The organism is Pseudomonas sp. NY15374, assembly GCF_048068255.1.
Lineage (GTDB): Bacteria > Pseudomonadota > Gammaproteobacteria > Pseudomonadales > Pseudomonadaceae > Aquipseudomonas > Aquipseudomonas machongensis.
Genome location: NZ_JBLUPZ010000011.1, coordinates 39563 through 62091, shown reverse-complemented (window position 1 = coordinate 62091; position 22529 = coordinate 39563). Strand labels below are relative to the sequence as shown.

Annotated in this window: 8 protein-coding genes; 4 read left to right on the top strand and 4 right to left on the bottom strand. The window is 64.2% G+C overall.

Annotated elements, in window-relative coordinates:
* Positions 1-7 precede the first annotated feature (7 nt).
* Genes ACNFHO_RS21380 through ACNFHO_RS21370 form a run of 3 tightly spaced genes read right to left on the bottom strand, consistent with a single transcriptional unit; the run spans position 8 to position 16209 of the window.
* Complete coding sequence (locus ACNFHO_RS21380; protein ID WP_155738197.1) at positions 8-253, bottom strand: hypothetical protein; 246 nt, start codon at positions 251-253, stop codon at positions 8-10.
* The gene (locus tag ACNFHO_RS21375) at positions 250-14481 is read right to left on the bottom strand and encodes a filamentous hemagglutinin N-terminal domain-containing protein (RefSeq protein WP_416767279.1); all 14232 of its coding nucleotides are present in this window, start codon (positions 14479-14481) and stop codon (positions 250-252) included. Before ACNFHO_RS21375 ends, ACNFHO_RS21380 begins: the two co-directional genes overlap by 4 nt.
* Before the next feature lie 27 nt (positions 14482-14508).
* Positions 14509-16209, bottom strand: a complete 1701-nt coding sequence (locus tag ACNFHO_RS21370; protein ID WP_416767277.1) for a ShlB/FhaC/HecB family hemolysin secretion/activation protein — start codon at positions 16207-16209, stop codon at positions 14509-14511.
* Between the two features lie 154 nt (positions 16210-16363).
* On the opposite strand from ACNFHO_RS21370, the gene ACNFHO_RS21365 reads away from it, so the two are divergent.
* Entirely contained in the window at positions 16364-16636 is a 273-nt protein-coding gene (locus ACNFHO_RS21365) for a hypothetical protein (RefSeq protein ID WP_416767275.1), read from the top strand.
* 179 nt (positions 16637-16815) lie between these two features.
* On the opposite strand, the gene ACNFHO_RS21360 is transcribed toward ACNFHO_RS21365, so the two are convergent.
* Complete coding sequence (locus tag ACNFHO_RS21360; protein WP_065861475.1) at positions 16816-18138, bottom strand: DEAD/DEAH box helicase; 1323 nt, start codon at positions 18136-18138, stop codon at positions 16816-16818.
* A 140-nt stretch (positions 18139-18278) separates the two neighbouring features.
* On the opposite strand from ACNFHO_RS21360, the gene ACNFHO_RS21355 reads away from it, so the two are divergent.
* The 3 genes from ACNFHO_RS21355 (at position 18279) to ACNFHO_RS21345 (ending at position 22476) form a co-directional block, all read left to right on the top strand.
* Entirely contained in the window at positions 18279-19553 is a 1275-nt protein-coding gene (locus ACNFHO_RS21355) for a mechanosensitive ion channel family protein (protein WP_054893287.1), read from the top strand.
* A 423-nt stretch (positions 19554-19976) separates the two neighbouring features.
* Positions 19977-21221, top strand: coding sequence for an MFS transporter (locus ACNFHO_RS21350; RefSeq protein ID WP_416767273.1), 1245 nt, complete (start codon positions 19977-19979; stop codon positions 21219-21221).
* 7 nt (positions 21222-21228) lie between these two features.
* Positions 21229-22476 carry an arsenic transporter gene (locus ACNFHO_RS21345; RefSeq protein WP_416767271.1) on the top strand — a complete coding sequence of 416 codons (1248 nt, stop codon included), beginning with the start codon at positions 21229-21231 and terminating at the stop codon, positions 22474-22476.
* Positions 22477-22529 lie beyond the last annotated feature (53 nt).

Genomic DNA, 22529 nt, shown 5'->3' with positions numbered 1-22529 from the left:
ATAAAGATCAACGCCCACGACCATCCTTCATATATGACAAAACACAAATTCCAACCCCAACCGGCACTGCATATGCAATCGCACCGGGAAGCTCTCCAGGAACATCAGACCAACCAAAACTCCACACTCCAAAATTGTAGTAATTAATTGACGAACCTAAAAACCTTGAAGCAACACCAACTAAAAAAAACGCACCTATTAGATATATAAATAGCAAAATGAACGCTTGCAACCTTGATCGAGGCTTAATCACTTCCCATCTCCTAACGAACCTATCTCACCACTTACTTTTTCAGACGCGAAGGCACCGATGGCGCTTCCAGTCACCTCTGCGGAGTTCTTGAGGTATGGCCTAAGCTTTCCTGTTACCGTCTGACCAGTTTTTAGACCTGCTACACCGCCTAAAGCCGCTCCGAGGAGAGAGTATGTCGGCGACTCGCCTTTGATTAAACTACCCAAATAAGCTCCAACCACTCCTGCACTTAGGGTAAAACCTGCCCCGCGACCTTGAGTTGCACCACCCACAGTGGTAGCAATGGCGGCATCCACATAACTAAACGGCTTATCCGTAGACAATTGATAGCTAATGTTAGCACCACCGCCAATGACACCGCCCATCGCTGCGCCAGCTAGTCCTGCCGGAGGCGATAAAGCCGTGCCCAACACAGCTGGAGAATACACCCAACCAGCTACATAATCATGGCCCGGGCCTTTGTACCCATCGCTTCTAGCCAAGGACTGGAGCGCATCAGAAATCTGCTCGGGTGTCTTGCCTTGCTCAGCCATATATGCTCCTAAGCTAGCAGCTTCCGCCCCCCAACTTCCCCCGGGATGTAAAAAGTCATTATAGCGCTGAGCGTTTCCAGCCACCCAACTGGCGGTTTCAGGGTTCCCATTACCCAGGGCTCCTGCCAAAACCCCAATAATCTGGGCGGTCGCCACCTTGAACTGGTCGTCCGTAGCAAACCGTGAATCGAGATACTTACCTAGACCTGCACTTGTAGCCGCCGTGAGACCCTGCGCTGCAGCACCTGCCAGTGCCCCTGTTTTGAAGTCTCCTCCCTTGGCGGATGACAGCGCACCACCCAAGACTGCGTGCATTAGGATTTTTTGTGCAGAGCCAGGACTGACGTTGAGATAATCAGCCAAATCACCGACCTGTTTATTACCGAAGGCCGCCGCCAAATCCAATCCTTCAGACACAGCAGCAGCCCCAAGATTATCTTTGAAGCTGCCTCCATTTATCGCTGTGTTCACACTGCCAGCGACCAAAGCGTGCGTGCTGCTACGAAGGATGTTCTGGCTGACCGAATTCCAATCCAACATACCAGAGCTATACCCTGGATTATTGATGCCATTGGCACTCAGAACCAACGGGCCGTCGGGATTCCACCCCGCAACTGCTGTGTCTATTCCACTCAAAATTCCGCTTGTCACCATCTGCGTAGCGTATCCCTTTATGGCCTTGCTGCTGGTTGCCGCTTTTAGGCCAGCACCGATGTCTCCACCACCGTTTATGGTTCCTACTGCAAAGTTACTGGCCATGGCACCTGCAAGAGGACCAAGGTAGACGCTCGCGACAATCGAAATAATCAGGGCGGGCGCTGCTCCCAGTCCTGAATTTTTGTAATCCCAGCTGTCGTGAATTTCTTTTACTACGCGCCAATCCACTTGTCCGCTGGCCTCGGCCTGCTTGATCCACGCCAGCTGGGGTTCTGCTCGGACCATTGCATCAATCGTTTGGCTGACGGTGTTTTGGTCAATTTGCTTAATATCAATATTTATTTTGCCAGCGGCCCGAATCGCCAATTCCCCCTGGGTTACCATCAAGGTCTGGCGCAGCGTCTCATCCGTACTTCCCTTACCTTGGGCGCTGTTCCACGCCAGGTTCGACTTGCTCTTCTCGTGACTCTCCTGATGCAGGTCCTTGACGCCCTCGAACGTGATCGCCCCACCACTGGCCAAGGTCAGGTCTTCACCGCTATCAAGCTTCGCCGCCTGATAGCGCTGGTCGCCGCCGCTCGCCAGCGTGACAGCGCCTGCCGCCGAGACTTCGCTGCCAACATGCCGCACATCGGTGACTTCGTCGCGCTTGGTCTTCTTGCTGCCGAAGCTGCCTTTGCTCTTCTTGTCGTACAGGGAGTAGTCGCTGTCCGCCTCGGCGAGCAACGACAGTTGCTCCCTGGCATACAGGTACGCCTCGTCCCCGGCACTCACGCGGCTGGAAATCAGCGCCAGGTCCTGGCCAGCGGTCAGCGCAACATCACCTCCTGCCTTGACCGAAGTACCGACCTGGCTGACGTGGTCTTCCTGGCGGGTGACTTTCTTGGTCTTGCTGTAGAAGTTCGACTCGTTGGCCGCCGAGGCCAGGGTCAGGTTCTCCAGTGCATCGACCGCAACATTGCGCCCGGCCTCCAGGGTGCTGGCGATGGCGGTGAAATCGCGACCGGCACTCAAGGCCAGGTCGCCGCCTGCGGTCACCTGCGAGCCGTATTGCTGCGTGGTCTGCGTGCGGTAGTTGGAGCCTATCTGCGTGCTGTCGACCTGCTGCGCCGAGGTGATCAGCAGATCGCGCCCGGTGCGGATATCCAGGTCGGCTCCAGCACTCAATACACCGCCACTGTTGATCAGGTCGCGACCAGCATGAATCGAAAGGTCATTGGCTGCCTCGATACGCGCGGCACTGTCGACGAAGTCAGCACGCTTGCTGTACGCACCGGCACCGCTGGCATGGCTGCTGACGCTGCGCTCGTTGACCACATCGCCGCTGAGGCTGGTGAGGCTGACGTCGCGGCCGCTGATCAGGCCGCCGGCGCCATTGACGATGCGGTTGCCAGCCAGCAGGTCCAGACGGCTACCGGCCTCGATCAGGCCGCTGTTGTCGAGGTCGTGGCCGGCGCTGGCGGAGAGGTTGTTGCTGGCCCGCAAGGTGCCGCTGTTGTCCAGGTTCTGGCCGGCGACCAAGGTCAGGTCGTTGCCGGCGATCAGGGCGCCGTTGGGCGCCAGACGGTTGTTGGCGTGGGCCAGGTACAGCACCGGCACCAGCACCTGCTCGCCCATCACCTCGTGCTGTTCAAGCCAGACGATGTCGTGGGTCAGAGCGGCGACCTGCTCGGCGCTGAGGCTGACGCCGACCTGGAGGTCGAGCTGGTTCTTGCTCGTCAGAGCGTTGTCCATCAGGTGGCGGTACAGGGCCTCGCCGTCGGCCTGGCCATCGATGAATTGCTGACCGGTGCGGGCGACCACCGCCTGCTGGATCAGACGCTGCTCGTAGAAGCCGTCGCCCAGGCGCTTCCAGCTCTGGTCAGGGTCGTAGCCGAGGTTGCCAAGCAGATAGTCCGAACTCATGAACTGCTTGAGGTCGGTGAGTACCGGATTGGTCTCGATCAGGTACTTGTGCGGCTGCGGGGTGCCAGTATTGGCCGGAACCCCCTGCACCCGCGGGATGCTCTGCGCCGCGGGCAGTGTCATGGCGGTGGAGACGGTGCTGGCGACGGTCGGGAGGGCCTGCTGGAGCGTCGGCGCGGCCACCGACGTCATTGCCGGGAGGCTGGTGTCGCGGGCAACGATGGTCTCGGTGGAGGGCTGGGCAAGCGTGATTGGCGTGCTCGGCCCAGGCTGTGCAGTGGACCAGTGCAACCCGTCGGCGGCCCCTCCTACCTGGCTCGACGTGCCTTGGCTGGCGGCCACTTCGCCGCTGCGGCTGGGCAGTGCACCCGGCCCCTGGGCCTGATCGATGGCCGCCACGCGCACGTCGGTGGCGCCCGGGTCCAGACCAGCGGCCTGACGCTGATGCGCCTGCAGGGCGCGGTCGCTGCCAGCGACGGCGGCCAGCTCGGCGAGGTCGACGCTGCGGCCCTGCACCAGCGGCGTGGGCTGCTGGCGCTGTTGCAGGTCGATGCTCGCGCTGCCCAGTTGCCACTGGGTCGGGACGCTGGACGTAGCGCTGGCCTTGGCCTGGTTGGCAGCCTGGGCGCTGAGGCGGAACAAGCCGTTCTGACCGGTAGGCAGGCTGAAGCCGGGCAGGCTCAGCGGGTTGACCTGCTGCTGGGCGAGGTCAGGCGGCAGTTGCTGATGAATCGTGACGATGGTCGGCTGGGCCCCGCCGGAGACCGTAGTGTCCGAAGACCGCTGGCTGATGGATGACGCGGTGTTCTGCACCACGATGTTGCTGATGTCGTTGCTGGCGGTCAGCCTTGCCTTGCCACCGGCCTGGATGATCGCAGGGGCCACGGGGGCGCCACCCTCGACCTTGATCTTGTCATCGATCCCGATGAACACACCCGGGTCGAACTTGTCGACCAAGGCCTTGAACGCCACCGGATCGAACGGCCCAGATTGCGGATGGGCCTGGTCGTAGGCGGCCACCGCATCGATCATTTCGTAGAAGTAACGACCGGCGATCTTCACGTCCTTGCCGATCTGATGGCGGTCAGTCCCCGAAGCCGAACCGCCGGCCACATTGGAGATATCGGCACTGTCGATGGCCAGGTCGTTGACGGCGGAGATCAGGCTGAATTCGTTGTTCAGTGCAGTGCTGGCAATCGTCAGGTTACGGCCAGCCATCAGCATTGCCATGGGCGAATCTTCATGCACAACGGTGGAAACCGTCTGCGAGATGAACGCCGGCCCGCGCACCCACTTGCCGCCAGGGCGACCGCAGTGCTGGACGCAGTAGATGCTGATCGAACCGCTGGTCACCTGCGTGTCCGAACGGAATTTTTCACGCTTGTTGATCACGCTCGCGGCCTGCAGATCGATATCACCCGCCGCTTCGATACTGGCAGAACTGTTGAGCACGCTGTTTGCCCGCGTTCCGCCCGTCACACCGCTGACCAGCAGATTGCCGAGGCTGTAGACATCGGCGTATTCGTTGCTGAAGGCGCCCACCTGGAGCCTCATGTTCTGGCCACTGAACATGAAACCACGGCTGCCATCGGCAGCCTGGACGTTGCGCAGGTCCTGGCTGACGACCGTCAAGCCCTGCGAGGCGGCCAGGGTACCGACGTTGGTCATGCTCCCGGCCAGCATTTCGAAGTTGCGTGCCGAGGTCAGGCGGCCCTGGTTGGACACTTGACCGGCTACTGCGATACGCGTGTTGTCGCCCCCGGCGATACTGCCGGTGACGCCAAGCTCTAGCTGCCCGGCATTGATGCCCAGTTGGCCAAGGCTGGCGATGCGACCATTGCCGGCATAGCGTCCGCCAAGGTGCAGGTCGAGGCTGCCATCACTGATGATCCGGCCGTCGTTGAGCCAATTGCCGCCACTTCCCGACAGCCGCTGGGTCGCCAGCAACTGCCCGGAGGCTGTCTGGGTCAGCTCGCCGACGTTGAGCGTCAGCCGCGCGGCCTGCAGCACACTGCTGTTGGTCCAGCTGGCCGCCTCCAGGGTCAGGCCGCCAAGGGTGGCAATGTCACCGCCGGCATTGCTGAGGTTGGCCATGCCGATCTGCAGGTCGCCACTGCCACCGTGCAGCAGGCGGCCCTGCTGGTTGAGGAAGGTGCCGGCCTGCAGGTTGAAGTCCTGGCTGCCGATTTCAAGGGCGCCAGTGCGGTTGTCGAGCAGCCCGGTAACCTGCAGGCGGCTCTGGGCGCCGCCAAGGCTGCGCAATTGGCCGCCCTGGTTGTCGAGGGTGGCAGCGACCAGGCCCAGGCGGCTGTCACTTTCGATGATTCCTGCGCGGTTGTACAAAGCACCGCCAAGGATCAAGTCCAGCGCTTGACCGGCGAGCTTGCCACCGGCGCTGTTGTCCAGCGCAGTCGCCTCGAGGGTGACCTGGCCCTGGCCGTAGAGGCCGCCATTACGGTTGTCCAACTGTTGCGTACGGATAACCAGAGGCCCTGCCTGCGCCGCCAGACGACCGCCCTGGTTGTTCAGACCGCCGAGGGCAACGAGGTTGAGCTGGCTGGCCTGCAGCGTGCCGCCTTGGTCGTTGCGCAACAGGCCGGCGACCTGCGCCTGCAGCAGCCCGTGAAGGCTGGCCAGCACACCGCCGCGGTTGTCCGTGCTGCTGGCCGACAGCGCCAGCGGGCCCTGCTGGGCGATCAGTTTGCCGCGCTGGTTGTCCAGCACTTGCTGCAGGCGCACATCGAGCGCCTGGCCGGCCTGTACCGCACCGCCTTGGTTGGTCAGGCTGGCGGCTTGCAGGCTGACGCTGGCGTCACGGCTGGAGATCAGGCCGTCCTGGTCGTTTGCCAGGGTGTCGGCGAGCGTCACGGCTACCGCGCCGTTGGCGGCCAGGGTGCCCTGGGCAGAGTTGTCCAGACGGCTGCCTGCCAACTGCAGGGTGCCCTGGCTGGCCAGTTGACCACCCTGGTTGAGCAGCGTCGCGTTGCCCAGCACCTGCAAGGCGCTGGTCGCGAGCAACTGGCCCTGGGCGTTGTTCAGCAGACTGGCCAGGTCCAGGCTGAGCAAGCCCTGGCTGATGACGTTGGCGCTGCGGTTGTCGAGGCTGGCGGCCTGGATGAACAGGTCGCCACCGGCATCGATGCGGCCCTGACGGTTGTCCAGGGCGCCGAGCAGGTGCAGGCGCTGGAGTCCGCCGCTGGCCAGGTAGCCGCTACGGTTGTCCAGCGCAGCCGCGTTCAGGCGCAGCGCGCCCTGGCTGACCAGGGCGCCGCCGCTGCTGTTGTCGAGGTTGGAAGTGACGCTCAGGTCCAGATCGCCGGCGCGACTGGAGAGCGTGCCCTGGTTGCGGTTGTCCAGGCTGTCGGCACTGACCGACAGGCCCTGCCAGCCGGAAACCAGGCCGCCCTGGTTGCTCAACACGCCGCTGCCGACACCCAGGCGCTGGGCCGAAATCAGCCGGCCGCCGTCGTTGTTCAGGGTCCGTGCTGCCAGGTCGAAGCCCAGGTCGCTGGCGATCTCGCCACGCTGATTATCCAGGTCGCGCAGGTTGGCCAGGGTCAGGGCACCCTTGGCGCGAATCAGTCCATCGCGGTTGTTCAGGCCGCCGCCATCCAGGCCCAGCAGCAGGGCCAAGGTGCTGTCGCCGAGCAGGCGTCCGCCCTGCTGGCTGAACTGGCGTGCCTTGATCTGCAGCGCCGCGCCAGCGGAAAGTTCGCCCCCGTCGTTGTTGACGTCGGTGGCTATCAGGTCCAGACCTGCCTGGCTGTTGATCAATCCTTTGTTGCCGTTGTCGAGTTGGCCAGTCACGAGGGTCAGTCGTTCGCTGGCAAGCAACTGACCGCCTTGGTTGGCCAGGCTCGCGCTGTTCAGCACGAGTGCGCGACCGGCATTGAGCAGCCCGCCACCCTGGTTGGCCAACTGACCGGCAACGTCCAGTTGCAGATCGCCGCGGCTGGTCAGCAGGCCCGCGCCGTTGTCCAGGCTGGCGGCGCTGACCGAGAGGCTGGCGGCAGCGATCTGGCCCTTGAGGTTGGCCAGGCTGCGCGCGACGATCAGGTTCAGGCCTTGGTTGCCGAGCAGGCGACCGTTGCCGTTGTCCAGTTCGGCGGCCGCCAGGGTGAAGGCGTTGGCACTGGAAATTTCACCGCCACGATTGTCGACCCGGCCAAGGCGCGTAAGCAGCAAGTGACCTGGGGTGTTGATCAGCCCGGCCTGGTTGTCGAGGGTACCGCCGGCCAGATCGATTGCCACGCCGCTGGCGCTATACAGCGTGCCGCCATGCTGGCGCAGGCTGCCGAGGTTGGCCTGCAAGGCCTGCTGACTGGTGATGCGTCCGCCACTGTTATCGAGCTGGGTAGCCTCGATGCGCAGGCGATCGGCACTGCTCAGGCGGGCGCCGGAAAGGTTGTCGACGCTGGCGGCGCTGATACTCAGCAGGCCCTTGGCGCTGACCGTACCAGCGTCGCGGTTGTCCAGGTGCGCCGCACTCAGTTCCAGGCCCGCGTCGCCCAGGATCTGTCCCCCGGCGTTGCCCAGCGTGCCCTGGCTGCGCAACAGCAGGTCGCCGGCACTGGACAGCACGCCGTGATCGTTGTCGATGCTTGCGGCGCTGACGCTCAGCGTGCCGTCGCTGTCCAGACGCCCATTCTGGTTGAGCAGGCCGTCGTCCAGCTCGACACTCAGGTCAGCGCCGCTGCGCAGTGTGCCGCCGGCGTTTTCCAGGCGCGTGCCGGTGAGAGTCAGCGGCCCCACACTGGACACCAGCCCCATGGCGTTGAGCAGAGTGTGCTGCTCGATGACCAGCGCGCCCTTGGCCAGGATCAAGCCAGCGCCGTTATCCAAGCGCTGACCGCTCAGGCGCACTTCGCCCTGCCCGGAGACTTCGCCAGCGCGGTTGTCGAAGGCCGCGCTGTGCACGGTCAACAGGCTCTTGGCGGCGAGCAGGCCTTTGTCACGGTTATCGAGGGTGTCGGCCTGCAAGTTCAGCGTAGTGTCGCTGGCAATCTGGCCAGCCTGATTGTCCAGGCTGCCCAGGCGCGCTTGCAGACCCGATCTGGCAGACAACTGGCCTTTGCCGTTGAACACGCTGCCGGCCACCAGTAACAGCTTGCCGTCAGCCTGTAATGTGCCCGCTGCGTTGCCGAGCAGGCCGTCGACCTGCACCTGGAGGTCGCTGCGGCTGCTGATCAGACCGGCGCCGTTGTCCAGGCCGGCAGCCTGCAACTGCAGGCTGCGCGCACTGACCAGGCCGCGCAGGTTGTCCATTTGCCGGGCGATGCGCAAGGTCAGGCTGGCGCCGGAGAGCAGCTTGCCACCGGTGTTGTCCAGACCGTCCGCGGCCAGCTCGAAGCCGACCAGACTGGAGATCTCGCCATCGCGGTTGTCGACCTGACCAAGGTTGTGCAGCAACAGGCTGCCCGGGCCGCGGATAAGCCCGGCACTGTTGTCCAGCACACCGCCGTTGAGGTCCAGGTTCAGGCCATCGAGGCTGAACAGTTCACCGCCGTGCTGATCGAGACCGCTGACGCTGGCCTGGACCTGACGTCCGGCCAAGGTGCCGGCCTGGTTGCCGACCTGACCGGCGCGCACTTGCAGCAGTTGCCCACTGCTGATCAGACCGCCCTGGCCGTTGCTCAAAGCACCGCTGCTCAGGTGATTGTCACCCTCGGCGGTGATGCGGCCGTGGTCACGGTTGTCGAGGCTGGCGCTGGCCAGTGTCAGCGCCGCGTCGGTCTCGATGGTGCCGCCGCGGTTGTCCAGCGCCTGGATGCCCGTGAGAGACAATTCACCGTGGCTGGAAAGCTGGCCTGCCTGGTTGAGCAGTTGCCCGCCTTCCAGGATCAGGCGGCCAGCGCTGTCCAGGCGTCCGCCGCGGTTGTCCAGCAGCGCTTCGGTCAGTGGCACGCCGCTGTTGTCGAGCACCAGGTGCAGAGCCTGTCCGGCAGCGATCGAGCCGCCCTGGTTGTCCACCCGCGCAGCACGCAATTCGACCTGCTGGGCGAATACCAGCGCCGTATTGCGGTTGAGCAGGCGTTCGACGGTCAGGGCCAGACGCGTGCCGGCGATCAGCTTGCCACCGTCGCTGTTGTCCAGCTGTGTGCCGCCCAGAGTAGCCTGCGCCAGGCTGCTGAGCTGGCCACCACGGTTGTCGAGCATACCGACCTGCAGGTCGAGACCCGTGTTGCCGGCGATCAGGCCACCGCTTCGGTTATCGGCATTATCGCCGTGCAGGGTGAGCCGACCTTCGGCGATCAACTCGCCACCCTGCTGCTGCAAGGTGGCAACACTGGCGTCGAGATTACCGCGAGTGGCAATACGACCCTTGCTGTTGTCGACCTGGGCCAGGCGCAGATCAAGTGGCCCGCTGGCGCTGAGCAGGCCTTCGCGGTTGTCCAGCGCGGAACCTTGGTAATCCAGGCGGTCCTTGCTGCGCGTCACCCCCTGGCGGTTATCGAAGCGGTCGACCAGCAGTTGCAACAGGCTGTCGGCATGCAGCAGGCCAGCCTGATTATCGACGCTGTTCGCCTGCAGGCTGAGCAGTTGCTTGCCGGAGACGACGCCGCCACGGTTGTCCAGACGGCCCAGGGCCAGGTCGATCAGGCCACGGGCACGCAGTTCGCCAGCTTGGTTGTCGAACAGGCCGGTGCTGCGTACGCGCAGACTGCCCTGGGCGCTGTTGTCCAGGCCCGCGCTCTCGACCTGCAAGGCGTTGCCGGCAGCCAGGGTACCGCCGCGGTTGTCCAGTGCGTCGTTCAGGGTCAGGGTCGTGCTGTCGTCGCCCAGTACGGCGCCGTCCTGGTTGTCCAGGCTGGCAGCGCGAACATGGGTCTGGCCGCTGCTGGACAGCTCGCCGCCGCGATTGTCTACCTTGGCAGCCACCTGCAGGTCCAGGCGTTGCCCGGCGCCGAGAGTGCCGTGCTGGTTATCCAGCGTGCCGGCCACCACCTGAAGCTGGTCGGCCTGTACCAGGCCCTGGGTATTGCGCAACTGTTGCGCCACACGGATGAGCAGTGCGTCATCACTGATCAGTTGGCCGCCACCGTTGTCCAGACGCTGGGCGACCAGCTCGAAACTGCGCGCGCTGGAGATCTCGCCTGCGCGGTTGTCGACCTCGCCGAGCTGTCGCAACAGCAGTTGGCCGGCGGTGTGGATGAGGCCCTGACGGTTGTCGAGCCGCGCGCCGCGCATGTCGATGGTCAGGGCGGTGTCGCTGAGCAACTGTCCGCCGCCTCGCTGGTCGAGCCCGATGAGTTCGGCCAGCAGTGCACCCTGACTTGTGACACGACCGCCGTTGCGGTTATCCAGGTTGACGCCGATGAGGCTGAGGGTCGCGCCACTGGTAACGCGACCGGCCTGGGCGTTGCTCAGTTCAGCCAGTTCCAGGCGCAACGGGCCCTTGCCTTCGAACAGGCCACTGGCACTGTTGTCCAGGCGCTGGCCAAGCAGCTCGATGCCGGCCTCGGCGCTCACCATGCCGCCCCGGTTGTCCACCTGACCGAGCACCAGGGTCAGGGCATTGCCACTGAGCAGACGGCCAGCGCGGTTGTCCAGGTACTCGCCGCTCAGGCTCAGCCCGGCCTTGCCCAGCAATCGTCCCTGGGCCTGGTTGTCGAGGCTGCTGGCGCTCAATTGCAACTGAGCGCCAGCGGCGAGCAGGCCGCCACGGTTGAGCAAGCCGGCAGCGATACGGGCGCGCAGGCCCGCATCACTGGTCAGTTGCCCGGCGCTGTTGTCGAGGCTGCCGGCGTCGAGCGTCAGCGGCCCGCCGGCCTGCAACGTGCCGTTCTGGTTGTCCAGGTGCGTCGTCAATTGCAACTCGGCATCCTGCTCGACCTGCAACAGGCCCTGGCGGTTGTCCAGTTGGCCAAGTCGCGCATTCAGGTGCGCAGCACGCACTTCGCCCTGTCGGTTGTCGAGGCTTTCAGCCTGCAGGTCCAGGCGCTGAGTGGCGGCGAGCACTCCGGCGTTGTTGATCAGTGCCGTGCTGTGCAGATCGATGAGCGGTGCAGCCAGGCGCCCGCCGACGCTGTTGTCCAGGGCGCGAGCGATGCGCAAGGTGAGTGCTTGCTCGGAGAGCAGTTTGCCGCCCCGGTTGTCGAGGTTGTCAGCCAGCAGTTCGAAGGCCCGCGCAGAGGAGATCTCGCCGCCGCGGTTGTCGACCTGAGCCAGTTGTCGAAGCAGCAACTGGCCAGCATTGATCAGGCCGCCCTGGTTGTCGAGCAGACCGCCGCGCAGGTTCAGCAGCAGATCGGCGCCACTGAACACTTGCCCGGCGTTGTGCATTTGCGTGGCGCTGACCTGCAACCTCTGACCAGCATGCAGGCGCGCGGCGGTGCCGTTGTCCAGGCGTGCGGCATTCAAGCTCAGATGATCGGCGGCGTACAGTTGCCCACCGGTGTTGTCGAGGTCACCGCTGTCGATTTTTGCCGACTGACCGGCGATCACGGCGCCACTGCGGTTGTCCAGCACAGCGGCGCTGGTCAGGGTCAGTCCCGCATCGGTCTGCACGCGACCGGCGCGGTTGTCGAGGCGGCCGAGGTGGGCATCGAGGGTCTGCCCGCCGAGGTTGCCGCGCTGGTTGTCGAGCGCCCCCTGAACGCTCAGGGTGAGCCCTTGACGGGCCTGCACACGGCCATCGAGGTTGAGCACGTCACCGGCGCTCAGGTCCAGCTGCTCGGCGCTGATCAAGGCGCGACTGTTATCGAGTACGGCGGCGATACGCAGGATCAGCGCACCATTGGACGACAGGCTGCCATCCTGGTTGTCGAGGCTGTCGGCGGCGAAGGTGAAACCGCTGCTGGCATGCATCTCGCCGTGACGGTTGTCCACGCTCGCCAGATTGCGCAACACCAACGCACCTGCACTGTGCAGGCGCCCGCCAGCGTTGTTCCAATGACCATGCAGCAGATCGAGGGTGAGTGCCTGATCGGCGTCCAGGCGCCCGCCTTCACTGTTGTCCAGGCTGGCGCTGCTCAGGCTCAGGCTCTGCTGGCTGGTCATGCGTGCGCCACGGTTGTCCAGCGCGAGCGCCTGAACGTCGGCGGCCAGGACCGCGCTGGTCAGCCCGCCACGGTTGTCGAACCGGCCCTTGACCTGTGCAGCCAGAGTGCCACGCGCCTGCAAGGTACCCTGGCCATTGAGCAGTTCGGCGGCACTGAGCGCCAGCCCTTGTGCCGCGATCAGGCCTGCGCCGTTGTTCAACTGCTCGACAATCGCCAGTTGCAGGTCGGCGCCGCTCAGCACCTTGCCACCGCGGTTATCCAGCTGGCGCGTGGCAAGCTGGTAACCCTGCGCCGAGGAGATCTCGCCGGCGCGGTTGCCGACGCTGCCCAGGCCCAGCAGCCGCAACGTACCAGGGCTGCTGATCAAGCCGCCGTCACTGTTCTCCAGGTGCCCGCCGCGCAGGTCCAGGCTCAACGCCTGGCCGGCGTGCAATTGGCCGCCGCCGCGCTGGTCGAGGCTGCCGGCCTGGACATCGAGCTGGCCGGTGCTGGCGATGCGTCCACCGTCACGGTTGCCGAGGCTGCCCGCCTGCAGGCGCAGCTCACGGTCGGCGGCCAGGGTACCTGCGCGGTTATCCAGTGTGCTGCTGGCGGTCACGGCCAGTTCGCGGCCGGCACTGATACGCCCGCTGTCATTGTCCACCTGCTGCGCGGCAATGGCCTGGCGCTCGCCAGCGGCGAGCTGCCCGGCGCGGTTGCTGACCCGGGTGGCGGTGATCTGCTGGGCACGCGTGGCAACGACCTGCCCGCCCTGATCGTTGATCAGGCTGGCAGCCTGCACAGTCTGGTCGCGGCCTGCCAGAACGCGGCCCTGGGCGCTGTTGTCCAGCACACCGACGTGGCTGCGCAGGTCTTGGGCAGCGCTCAGCGTGCCGCCGCGGTTGTCCAGCGAGCCACGAATGTCGGCGTTCAGGTCACGGCTGGCAACGATGCTTTTGCCGGTATTGACCAGCGCACCAGCGGCCAGGTCGATATCGCCTTGGGTATTGCGGCTACCGTCGGTGTTGACCCCGCTCTCGATCACGCCCAGGTTGCTCAGGGTGCCGGCAGCCTGGACCTGCAGCTTGCCGCCTGCGGTCAGCGCCTGACGATTGACCACTTCGGTACTGCTGAGCACTTCGACGCGCGACGCGCCATGAACCGGCCCCTGGAGATCGACACCTGCCGCCCGCACCACCACCGCGCCGCTGGCGCTGGCCTGGTTCAGGGTGAGCTGCCCGTTGACATCGAGCTGGATGTCGCCGCCGCTGGCGGCCATCTGGCCATCGAGCTTGACCCCTACACCGGCTTCGGTGCCCACCAGCTTGATGGCCCCGGCATACATGCCGCCCAGGGCAGAGCTGTCGATGGCCAATGTCGGCTTGGCGCTACCCTCTCCGGCTCGAGCCGTCGCCGCAAGCGTTCGGGCATCGACATCGTTGCGTCCGGCGACGATATCCAGGCGCTTGGCCTGCAGCCCGGCATTGATCTGCGCACTGCGGGTGATGATCTCGAAGCGGTCGACGTTGCTGGCATTGAGCCCGGCACCTTCGATCGCCACGCTGCCCTGCTCCACCTGGTAGTGGGTCAATTGACCGTTGTCGATCACCGGCGTACCCGTAGTCAAGGTCACCTGGGGCGTGTTGATAAAGCCGCAGCCATTACAGGTGATGCCATGCGGGTTGGCGACGATGACATGGGCCGACTGCCCCGCCACCTCCGTATAGCCGCGTAGCTGGCTGGAGTTGGCGCCGTTGACTTCGTTGAGGATGATGCTCGCCGCCGTGCCCTGCAGGTTGGGGTTGCCGACGATGATGCCGCCCAGTTGCGTCTGCTGCGTGCGGCTGGTGGCGTTGTTGAGGATCAGCCCCCGCTCGCCAACGTTGTAATCGCTGAACTGGTTATGCGAGAGGCCACTGCCGTTGGGCGCGGCAATATTGACGATCGGCACGCCGTTGCCCGCCTGACCGACACTGGTATTGCCGCCGCTGACCATCACCCCTTCGGCAGCCTGCGCCCACAGTGGCTGCCAGAACATGACGTTGGCCAACAGGAAGGCCAGCGCGCGCTTGGACACACCGCAGAATTGCAGGCGGGGTTGCAGGCGCGCCGAAGGCTGGCGAACCAGGAAGGTGAAAAGGCGAACGTCCATGTGTTCTCTCGGGGCTCAAAGCACGAATCAGATGAAGAAATCGAGGCGCAGGTATACCGGATGCTCCTTGTCGGGCAGGGCATCCGGGCGTTCGAGGCTGCGGGCAAAAGTCACACTGGCCGCCAGGTGACGGCCCCGGGCGAACAGCTCCAGCGAATGGCTGCTGGCACGGCCATGGCGGTCGCCGTTGTAGCGGTCGTTGCGGATCACACCCAGGTCGTAGCCCAGGCCCATCCCGTATTCGGCAATCACCGGCTGTGCGACGGACCAGGTCACCGGGCGCGTCCAGCGCAGATCGCTGCGCCAATAGGCGCCGCTGTCGCCGGACAGCGACTGGTCCTTGAAACCACGCACAGACGACAACCCGCCCAGGCTTATGCGCTGCGGGCTGAACAACACGTCCTCGCTGCGCTGGGCGGTAGCCAGGCTGGTAACGCTCAACTGCTCGCCGAATACCTCAAAGCCCTGCACGTAACTGACCGTCGCGGTGTACTTGCGATAGCGCGCGACCGGCTCGCCAGGTCGCGGATTGCCGTTGCCCTGGGCATCGAAGGCACCGATGCCCTCCTGCGTGCCCAAGTCAAGGTTGAAGAAGGCCGTGCCCTGGCGCCGACCGTGGTTGATGCCGAACTGCGCTTCGCTCAGACGATTGCTGCTGGCTCGCAGCAGGCTGTCTTCGATGTAGTTGCGGGTGCGCAGATGGGCAACGCCCAGGTTGATCGAGGTCTTGCTCGTGGCGTCGCGATGCAGTACACGATCGACGCGCAATTGATGATTCTGGCTGTCGCCGGTCTGTTTGAAGTCGAAGCCGTTGGCCTGGCCTACGGAGCGGTAGTCGGACGCGCTGTAGCTGTACGAGAAGTTCCACCAGCCCCAGGGCAGGCTGTAGGCCAGCACCCCGTTCTTCGCCCCCTTGGTGTGATCGCTGACCACATCGTGGGCACCGCGTAGCACCAACTGGTCGGCCAGGCCCAGCGGGCTATCCCACTCGAAGCCTAGGTTGACCTGCTGCTCGCCAGTGCTGCGTTGGCCTTCGTTGTTGCGCGACAGGGAAGCCCGCCAGGGCTTCTGCGCCTGATTGCGTACGAGCACCTGGCTGCCACCCACCGCCTCGCCAGGGACCAGCTCCATCTGCGCCTTGTTCGAAGGCAGACGGTTGAGCTGATCGACCATCTGCTCGATCTCACGCAGGTTCAGACGCTCGCCGGGCGCGCCGGGAAAAGCCATGGCCAGCTCCCGCTCGCTCAGCCTGCTGTCGGGAGCTGCACGCAAACTCTCCAGGCGCCCCTCTACCACCAACACTTGCAGGTGCCCTGCGGACAGGTCCTGCTGCGGCAAGTAGGCGCGGCTGGTCACTTGGCCACGATCCAGATAATGGTTGGTGATGACCTTGAGGAGTTCGTTGAGCTGGCTGACACCCAGGCACTGACCAATGAACGGCTTGAGCAGGCGCTCGCGCTCGGTCTCGGTGAGGCTGTCGGCACCCTTGAGGGTGATGGTGCGAATGGTGAAGCAGCGGCTGTCATCAGGCGCCGGTACGGCACTCGGCGGCGCCGTGCTGCCGGGCAGGTTGCGCAGCTCTTCGATGCGCCGCTGCTGCTCTTGCAGCAGGCGATCCTGGCGGTCACGTATAAGTTCCTGCTCCAGCGGCGAGGCCGCCAGGGCAGGCATGCTGGCAGTCAGCATGAGGATCGCGCTGCAAAGGCGTGTGCGAAACCCTGTCGCCATGTTCCAGTCCCTGGGCGGTGAAAAAGTGGGGACGGAGGATACAGAGATGGCCTTTTGACGTCAATTTGCCATCACATCAGTGGCAAACGCCTACATGCTGAACCTTTGCTGGCCGACCAGACTCCACCGATAGACTGCACAAGGAGCAAGCGCCATGAACGTTATATGCCGCATCACCCTGCTCGCCACCCTGTCCTGCACCCTGCCCGCCTGGGCCTGCACACCGGAAGAAGCCACGCAAAAGCGCGAGGAACTGGCCAAGCTGGTGACTCAACTGACCGAGCAGAACCCGCAGAAGGCCAAGGAGATCAACGACGAACTCCAGGGCATGGAGCTGGGGACGGCAAGCAAGGACTTGCCGGACAAATGCCAGCTGATCGACAAGCGGGTGAAGGAGTTGAAAGAGGCGGAGCAAAAGGCGGGTTGAATCAAGCAGCCTGACAGCCTTTGTGGAAGCGGCGGTTCGGCGCCCCGACTTGTCCCGCGGTCGGACGCGACACGGCCGCAAACCAGGCCGCCGGGATGTTTCTGGAACACCACGGTGACTGGGTTGCGGCCGCTTCGCGTCCGATCGCGGCACAAGGCCGCTCCCACAGGGGTGGGCGGTTATTCTGCCTTCGGCGTACGCTTCTTCAGCGGTGCCAGGCCATCGGAGCTGGCCAGCGGGGCGTTCGGGCGCGGCTTGGCGGTTGGTTTGCGCTTGGCGGCGGTCTTCTTCTCGCCGGTCTTCTTGTCGACCTTTTTCTTCTTCGCGCCCACTGCCTTGCCCGAAGCCTTGACCTTCTTCGGCCCGCTGTAGGTGCCCTTGACCTCTTTGATGACGCGGCGCTCGAACTGCTGCTTGAGGTAGCGCTCGATGCTCGACATCAGGTTCCAGTCGTTGTGGGTGATCAGCGAGATCGCCAGGCCTTCACCACCGGCACGGCCGGTACGGCCCACGCGGTGCACGTACTCGTCACCACTGCGCGGCATGTCGAAGTTGATCACCAAGTCCAGGCCGTCGATGTCCAGGCCACGGGCCGCCACGTCGGTGGCCACCAGCACCTTGGAGCTGCCCTGCTTGAAGCGCTCGATGGCCAGCTTGCGGTCCTTCTGGTCCTTCTCGCCGTGCAGGACAAAAGCCTTCACATCCTTGGCCACCAGGTGACCATAAATGCGGTCGGCCAGGGCGCGGGTGTTGGTGAAGATGATCGCCTTGTCGAAGGTCTCGTTGGCCAGCAGCCACTGCACGATCGCTTCCTTGTGCTGGTCGTGGTCGGCGGTGATGATCTGCTGGCGAGTGCCTTCGGCGAGTTGCGAGACGCTGTTGAGCATCAGGTGCTCAGGATCCTTCAATACCTTGCCGATGATGTCGCGCAGCGCCGCACCGCCAGTGGTGGCGGAGAACAGCAGGGTCTGCTCGCGGTTCTCGCACTCCTTGCACAGGCGCTCCATGTCTTCGGCAAAGCCCATGTCGAGCATGCGGTCGGCTTCGTCGAGAATCATCACCTGCACGTGGGAGAGGTCGAGGTTGCCGGCATTGAGCTGCTCGAGCAGGCGACCTGGAGTGCCGATCAGCACGTCCGGCACCTTGCGCAGCATCGCGGCCTGTTCCTTGAAGTCTTCACCGCCGGTGACCAGGCCGGACTTGATGTAGGTGAACTGCGAGAACAGTTGCACCTGCTTGAGGGTCTGCTGCGCCAGCTCGCGGGTCGGCAGCAGGATCAGCGCACGGATCTCGACCCGTGGCCCGCTCAGGTCGACCAGGCGGTTGAGCAGCGGCAGCACGAAGGCGGCGGTCTTGCCGCTGCCGGTCTGCGCCGTGACCCGCAGGTCACGCCCTTGCAGGGCCAGGGGAATGGCCGCCGCCTGCACCGGGGTCGGCTCGACAAATTTCAGCTCGGCCACGGCTTTGAGCAGGCGTTCGTGCAGGGCGAATTGGGAAAACACGGGTGTACCTCAGACAGATGCGGACAATTCGGTTGCATAGGGTAACGTTTTCCGCGGCTGTAGCCGAATATCTTTTGGCAACATTCGCGGTTTCCGCGCTCTAATGGCGCTCCGTTCGACCCACTGAATGCATTGATTACATGGATATCCAACGAATCTGGCACGACACCCTGGACCTCTGGGGCACCCTCGACCAACACCCAATGCTGCACGCCTCCCTCGGCGTGCTGGTCCTGCTGCTGGTCTCGCTGCTGGTCGGCCGCCTGGCGCGCTTCCTGCTGCTGCACAGCACCCGCCTGCTGGCCCGCCAGCCGCCGCTGCGCTGGCTTGACGACCTGCGCCATAACAAGGTCTTCCACCGCCTGGCGCAGACCACGCCGTCACTGATCCTGCAGTTCGGCCTGAAACTGGTGCCGGAGCTCTCGGCCACCGCCCAGCATTTTCTCGGCAACCTGGCCCTGGCCGTCACCCTGCTGTTCCTCACCCGCGCCCTGTCGTGCCTGCTCGACGGCCTGCTGGACATCTACGCCCGCACCGAACACGCCCGTACCCGCTCGATCAAGGGCTATGTGCAACTGGCGAAGATGGTGCTGTGGGTGTTCAGCGCCATCGTCATCGTCGCCACCCTGATCGACCGCTCGCCGCTGTTGCTGCTGTCGGGCCTGGGTGCGATGTCGGCGGTGCTGTTGTTGGTGTACAAGGACACCCTGCTGTCGTTCGTTGCCAGCGTGCAGTTGACCAGCAACGACATGCTCCACGTCGGCGACTGGATCGAAATGCCCCAGGTCGGCGCCGACGGTGATGTGATCGACATCACCCTGCACACGGTCAAGGTGCAGAACTTCGACAAGACCATCGTCTCCATCCCCACCTGGCGCTTGATGAGCGAGTCGTTCCGCAACTACCGCGGCATGCAGCAGTCCGGCGGCCGCCGCATCAAGCGCAGCCTGTTCATCGACGCCACCGGCGTGCGCTTTCTCACCCTCGAAGAAGAACAACGCCTGGGCGGCGTGCGCCTGCTCGGCGACTACCTGGCCACCAAGCGCAAGGAGCTGCACGACTGGAACGAAGCCCAGGGCCTGGTCGCCGAACTCTCGGCCAACCGCCGCAAGCTGACCAACATCGGCACCTTCCGCGCATTCGCCCTGGCCTACCTGAAAAACCACCCCGACGTCCACCCGAACATGACCTGCATGGTCCGCCAGATGCAGACCAGCGCCGAAGGTGTGCCGCTGGAGATCTACTGCTTCACCCGCACCACGGTGTGGGCCGAGTACGAACGGATCCAGGGGGATATCTTCGATTATTTGCTGGCGGTGTTGCCGGAGTTTGGCTTGAGTCTGTATCAGCAGCCTAGCGGTAGTGATATGCGCTCGGGGCTGGCGGCGCGGGTCGAGCGCATGAGCGAGGCCTAAAAAGCGCTCCCCCAATGGATGCGGCGGTTCGCGCCCCGACTTGCCCCGCGAAAGGGCCGCAAAGCGGCCCTCTGCAATGAAAGCCGCATCCGATAACCAATGGAAGCTCAAACTCTTGGGTTTCTACCTAAAAGCCGCATAGCAACTCGCGCCTCCCTGCCAGTACCTCGCTTGCGCAACGCGTAGCCGCACTTATCGGCTGCCCCATTTAAACCGCAAATGATCTGCATGCTGACCGCTCGTGTGCCGAACCATTTGAGCAAGTCCTATGTCAACGACAGAGCCGCGTACAGATAGGGGCGCGCTGGCCTAAAGTGCAGGAAGTGCGTTGGACTGATGGGCATCAGACGGCAGCTTTATCAGCCCTGCGCGCGTCCAGTAACTACCCATCGCGCTTCCCCCTTGTTTTTAGAGACTGCGTCCATGGAACACTCAAGCTGCGCCGCTTCGCACGACCGTGCCCTTGACTGGCTGAACTTCTTCCTGGCTGACGTGCGTGACGGACTCGGGCCCTACCTCGCCATCTACCTGCTTGCCGTGCACCAGTGGCAGCCGGCGAGCATTGGCCTGGTGATGAGCCTGGCAGGCATCGCTGCACTGGTGGCGCAAACTCCGGCTGGAGCCTTGATTGACCGCACGACAGCCAAACACGCGGTGGTCGTGACCGCCGCCGTGCTGGTGACCGGCAGCTGCCTGCTGCTGCCGTGGATTTCGTCGTTCGCCGGGGTGGCCTTGACCCAGACGATCGGTGCCATAGCAGGCTCGCTGTTCGCTCCGGCGATTGCTGCCATCTCGCTGGGCATCACAGGCCCCAAGGCCTTTACGCGAAGGGTGGGTCGCAACGAGACGTTCAACCATGCGGGCAATGCCTGCTCAGCATTGCTGGCCGGTGGCTTGGCGTATCTGTTCGGCCCGGTGGTGGTGTTCTATCTCATGGCGGTCATGACCGTAGCCAGCATCGGGGCGATGTGGCGTGTGCCAGCAGCCGCCATCGACCACCAGGTGGCTCGCGGCCTTGTCCATGGTCCGGGTTGTGCTGAAAACCTTGCCAGGTTCAGGGTCCTCCTGCACAACCGCACGCTCCTGGTATTCGCTGTGTGCTGCGCGTTGTTCCACTTGGCCAACGCGGCGATGCTGCCGCTGGTGAGCCAGAAGCTATCGCAAGTCGACCTGCGCTTGGCCACGCCACTCACATCCGCCTGCATCGTCGCAGCGCAGTTGGTGATGGTGCCGATGGCGCTGCTGGTGGGGGCAAAGGCCGAGACCTGGGGGCGCAGGCCGTTCCTTCTGGCCGGCTTTTTCATCCTACCGCTGCGCGGCGCACTGTACGTGGCGTACGACAACCCATTCTGGCTGGTTGGCGTGCAATTGCTCGATGGAATCGGCGCAGGCATCTTCGGTGCATTGTTCCCGATCGTGATCAAGGACTTGACCGAAGGCACCGGGCGCTTCAATTTCAGCCTTGGCGCGCTGACGGCGGTGTTCGGACTGGGCGCTGCGCTCAGCCCTGGGATTGCCGGGCTGGTTGTTCAAGCAGCCGGCTACGATGCGGCATTCCTGACCTTGGCCGGCATTGCCGCGGTCGCCTTCGCAATAGTGCTGATGGCGCTGCCGGAGACTCATCCGGGCGTCGCGCCATCGCCCCTGCCTACCCCTGCCGGAAACTAGACGCCTCATGTCTTACAGCGAAAACGCCTCGATCATCTGGACGGTAGCCGCTCTGGCAACCTGCGGTGTCATCCTGCGCCCATGGCGGATCCCGGAATACGTCTGGGCCATGGGCGGTGCGCTGCTACTGACAGGCCTGGGCCTGATCACACCGCGCAGCGCTCTGGCGGCAGTGGCCGAAGGCGGCGACGTGTACCTATTCCTGATCGGCATGATGGTACTGGCCGAGCTTGCACGCCAGGAGGGGCTGTTCGACTGGCTGGCCCGCTACGCGGTCCGCCACGCCCGAGGTTCGGGGCAAAGGCTGTTCGACCTGGTATTTCTGGTGGGTACGCTGGTCACCGTGTTCCTGTCCAACGATGCAACGGCGGTGGTGTTGACTCCTGCGGTGTATGCGGCGTGCAAGGCTGCCAAGGCCGAGCCTTTGCCCTACCTGTTGATCTGCGCCTTCATCGCCAACGCCGCCAGTTTCGTGCTGCCGATTTCCAATCCGGCCAACCTGGTAGTCTTCGGCAGCCAGATGCCCCCGCTACTGGAGTGGCTGAGACAGTTCAGCTTGCCATCGCTTGCGGCAATCGCTGTGACCTATCTGGTGCTGCGCCTGACCCAACGCCGGCAGATCCGCCAACCGCTGACCCTGAATGTGGATAACCAGCCGCTGTCTCCGGGCGCCCGTCTATGCGCAGTGGGCATCCTGCTCACCGCAATCCTGCTGCTGGGAGCCTCAGCGCTGGACCGGGCACTAGGCCTGCCGACCTTCTGTGCCGGCGTGGCCACCACAGCACTGATCCACTTACGCCAGCGGCGCAGCCCGATGCTGGTGCTACGCCATGTAGCGTGGGGTGTGCTGCCGTTGGTGGCGGGCTTGTTCATACTGGTCGAAGCTGTCGCCCAGACCGGCCTGATAGTGCAGCTTGCCCAGGGGCTGGCTGCTCTGGCCGCAGACTCGACGATCGGGGCGAGTTGGGTGGGAGGCGTGGGCGTGGCCATCGCCAGCAACCTGATGAACAACTTGCCGACTGGACTGATGGCTGGGTCCATGGGTTCGCTGGTGGCCCTGCCGCAGCCGGTGACCGCTGCGCTGCTGATCGGCGTCGACCTGGGGCCGAACCTGTCGATTACCGGATCACTGGCCACGCTTTTGTGGTTGGTGGCGATCCGTCGCGAAGGGGCGCATGTCAGCGCCTGGAACTTTTTGCGCCTAGGGGTGCTGGTGATGCCGCCTGCACTTGCAGCAGCACTGCTGGCGCTATAACGTCGGGCCCCGTGCAAGGGCAACTTGATGGCGGCGAGCGGTCCCAGACGATT

What these genes read in the sequence shown, in the direction of transcription:
- ACNFHO_RS21350 (WP_416767273.1), top strand. Translation starts at nt 19,977, where the DNA reads ATGGAACACTCAAGCTGCGCCGCTTCGCACGACCGTGCCCTTGACTGG.
- ACNFHO_RS21370 (WP_416767277.1), bottom strand. Translation starts at nt 16,209, where the DNA reads ATGGCGACAGGGTTTCGCACACGCCTTTGCAGCGCGATCCTCATGCTG.
- ACNFHO_RS21345 (WP_416767271.1), top strand. Translation starts at nt 21,229, where the DNA reads ATGTCTTACAGCGAAAACGCCTCGATCATCTGGACGGTAGCCGCTCTG.
- ACNFHO_RS21365 (WP_416767275.1), top strand. Translation starts at nt 16,364, where the DNA reads ATGAACGTTATATGCCGCATCACCCTGCTCGCCACCCTGTCCTGCACC.
- ACNFHO_RS21355 (WP_054893287.1), top strand. Translation starts at nt 18,279, where the DNA reads ATGGATATCCAACGAATCTGGCACGACACCCTGGACCTCTGGGGCACC.
- ACNFHO_RS21375 (WP_416767279.1), bottom strand. Translation starts at nt 14,481, where the DNA reads ATGGACGTTCGCCTTTTCACCTTCCTGGTTCGCCAGCCTTCGGCGCGC.